Origin of the sequence: Paenibacillus sp., assembly GCF_048976745.1 — a bacterium.
GTDB lineage: Bacteria > Bacillota > Bacilli > Paenibacillales > Paenibacillaceae > Paenibacillus.
This window is the reverse complement of the sequence record NZ_JBHGUU010000015.1, coordinates 1-3,555: the sequence shown is the minus strand read 5'-3', so window position 1 is coordinate 3,555 and position 3,555 is coordinate 1. Positions and strand designations below refer to the sequence as shown.

The following is a 3,555-nucleotide window of genomic DNA, read 5'->3' as shown; positions in this document are numbered from 1 at the left end:
ACAGCTTAATCTGCAACGACCTGCCAGCGCGCGATAAAAGTCGTCCAGAAACAAAGGCTCAGTTCGAGCCGCCATATAGTAAACTTCCCCATCTATAAATCGGTTTACGGTCAATGCGGGATACCCTTGATAGAAATCCTCTTGGTATTCTGCAAGAACTTTCGCCGTCTCGACATGAATCAGATCACACATCAACGATACCGAATACGTTCCCGATAAGCCGTCCAATGCGCTCTCCTTCATTATGAGTGAATTGCGATCCTCAAGATACAGAGAATCAAGCTCTTCTGACCATATCCCAGCTAGCTTACGAAGTGGTCCAGGGAAGCCGCCCAGGAAACATAGATCATTCTCGTCGACAACTCCGCTCCAGTACGTCAGGACAAGCGTACCCCCTGAGCGGACAAATGCCTCAAAACGTTCTGCCGTCCCCTGCTTCAGCATGTACAGCATCGGAGCAATAACGAGCTTGTAGCCGTCCAGTGAACGATCCATGGATATAATGTCCACAGGGATCCCTTGCTTCCAGAATGGCTCATAATGGCGGAGCACTTCCTGATCGTAGCTAAGATTCGGCTTTCGCGGCCCTGCTGCTCCTTCCACCGCCCATTTATTTTCAGTATCGTAAATGAGCGCGGTTTCCGCCCGGATAATCGTACCGTTAACAGGCTCTAGACGTTCCAGGTAAGCACCTAATTCCGCAACCTCGCTAAAAACTCTCGTATGCTCGTGGGCGCTATGATCCACAACAGCACCGTGGAACTTCTCCGAGCTTCCTCTGCTCTTACGCCACTGGAAGTATTGTACGGAATCGGAGCCGTGAGCCACAGCTTGTATGGAGGACAACGCATGCATGCCCGGTCGCTTCAGCTTGGCAACCTCCTGCCAGTTTGCCAAGCTCGGTGTGCATTCCATCAGCAGAAAAGGTTTATCGGGCTTGAACGAACGGTACCGGTCGTGGGTGAACGCCGCATGGCAGGCCGTCCGCCAGTCGGGACTCTTGCTGTGCCAAAACGGATAGCTGTCCCACGAAACAATATCCACATGCTCGGCCATTTGTTCATAATTGATGTTACACCCACCCAAGAAATTCGTTGTGACAGGAATATCAGGGGTAAGCCGCTTCAGAGGCGCGATCTCTTGAAGCATAAAATCAATGCTCTGATCGGTGACAAACCGTTTCCAATCCAGCTGTAAACCGTGCAACATATGTTCCCCAATAGGGGAGGGCGACTCTATTTCCATCCAGTCTGTATAGTTGTGGCTCCAAAAGGTCGTATACCATGCCTGGTTCAAACTGTCTAAATCGTCGTTGTATTTCTTCCGCAACCATTCTCGAAATGCCGCTTGGCATAAATCGCAGTGGCACTCCCCATTGTATTCGTTGGAAATATGCCACAGCAGCAAGTCGGGATGATTGCCATATCGCTCCGCCAGTAACGTATTGATAATCCTGACCTTCTCCCGATATATAGGCGACGTATAACAATGGTTATGCCGGGTTCCATACAAATTGCGCACTCGCTCCGGTCTGACCCGCAACACCTCCGGGTATTTACGGGCCAGCCATGCCGGCCGCGCCCCGCTTGGCGTACCCAGAATGAAAGAGATGCCGTTAAGGGTCAGCTTATCGATGATTCCGTCAAGCCATCCGAATTCGAATACTCCTTCATTCGGCTCCAGACTGGACCAGGAGAATATGCCCATGGTCATGACATTGCACTTGGCTAGACGCATCAGGCGCATATCTTCATCCCAGACTTCGGGCATATGGATCCACTGCTCCGGGTTATAATCCGCCCCGTGCAGCAACCGATTCAATTGCGAAAAAAGTGGCTTGCGTTGACTCATTTGCATATCCCTCCTTCAATGACATCGAATTTCAAAGATTCGAGCATGATCCAATCCATTGGTACCCAGAACCTCAAGCCGAAGCTTGCGCACCTGCTCCAACTGAACTTGACATGTAACTTGACGTTGATAATTATCCTGAATGTGCACCACTTGACAGCCGTCATCTCTGGAATCCGCTAAATAAGCCAATATCCGAAACTCCTTCAAGGTTTCAGGCTGCGGCCCCCACACGTTCTGTTGGTGCAGATTGTCATCGTGTGTAAGTGTTAGCCTTCGGTGCATACCCGTATCAAGCACAATACTAATTTCGCGGATAGATACCGGTGATTTCCACTCCAGCTCGATCCATGGCTCCCGGTCTTCCGGCTGCGCCATCCAACGGTGGGTGCCAGGAACAGCCAGACTTTGCTTGACTCCTCTCGCTCCATGTATGGAACGGGTATGTCCGTCGATGACATTTGATGCTAACCCCTCGGATTGCTCGGATGACGCCTGGACGATAGCCTGACTCGCCAGATTGGCATCCATCTGTATGCCAGGCAAATATGCATCCTGCCTGATCAGTAGTTGCTGCGTGTTCCGAATCAATTCCCGGTCTTGCCATGCCTGGTCCAGCGGAATCCCATTGCGAATTGCCATCGCGGCGAACGTACCTACACCCTGTCCCATCACACCGCATGTTGCCATAACCCGGGTGCTTGAAAAGGCGATATGCGTAGCGGATATGTTCCGTCCGGCAAACATCAGATTGTCCACATTGGCGCTGATCAAGGCCCTGAGCGGGATGCCGTACACATAGTTGGTCACCGGCTGGCTGCAGGGATCCTGGTCTTTTGCTTCGATCCCCTGAGGTGGATGTGTATCCATCGGCCATCCGCCGTACGCGATCACATCCTCAAAGTGAACGGCTTCTTCCAGATCCGATTGCGTAAGCAGATGTTTGCCGATAAACCGGCGGGACTCCCGTTTGCCGGGGACGAAGCCGAACCAGTCCAAAGCCCAGTTCTCCGACTCCAGATGGTTGCCGCTGTTCTTGATATGATCCCAAACGCCCATCATGATGGCAAGCAGTTCATCACGGATCGTTTCGTTATCGGCAATCGTATCCAGCAAACCACCGAACTCTACCCACCAATATCCGTATTCCCATGAGGAGTGGTCACGAAACTTTAAATCCTCTTCTGTATACTTTTTAGCCCATGCGGGAGGGATAAACTTCATCGGTTTGCCCATATTCCGGGTTGTAAACAACAGCGAAGAGCCGAGACGGTACGGATCGGCTTCTTCTCCTGCATGGGACTCCCCGTATTGTTTGGAGGATTCCCGGCCTGTCTTGAACAACGCTCCCGCTTCTTTGCCGAGACGGCCATCTCCCGTACAGTCCATGAAGATATCGGCGAAGAGTTCGAAGTATTGCTCCGTGCTTTCCCTTGCAGCCAGTACGGACAGAATTCGGCTTCCCTCCATCCGTACACCAGTCACTGCCGTATTGAGCATTAATGTCAGGTTCGGTTCCGCTCTGCACTTTTCATATAAGATCAGATCGAACATCGATGCACTTCGCTGTGGATTGCGGATGGCACATTCAAGCAATATTTCTTCCAGTATGCCGCCTTCCCTCGCTTCCGTCTCCAAATCCTGCCTCCGCTTGGAATTCGCCGCACCAACGATATGCATGCGAATCTCGGAAGAAGCATTACC

2 protein-coding genes are annotated in these 3,555 nt (G+C 51.6%); both read right to left on the bottom strand.

Features of this window, described 5'->3' with window-relative positions; genetic code table 11:
• Positions 1–1,851: beta-galactosidase (locus tag ACE3K2_RS21900; RefSeq protein ID WP_421895016.1), on the bottom strand; the 1,851-nt coding region annotated here is incomplete at its 3' end.
• Positions 1,852–1,866: 15 nt separating this feature from the next.
• On the bottom strand, positions 1,867–3,555 hold a 1,689-nt coding region (locus tag ACE3K2_RS21895; protein WP_421895013.1), incomplete at its 5' end, for an FAD-dependent oxidoreductase.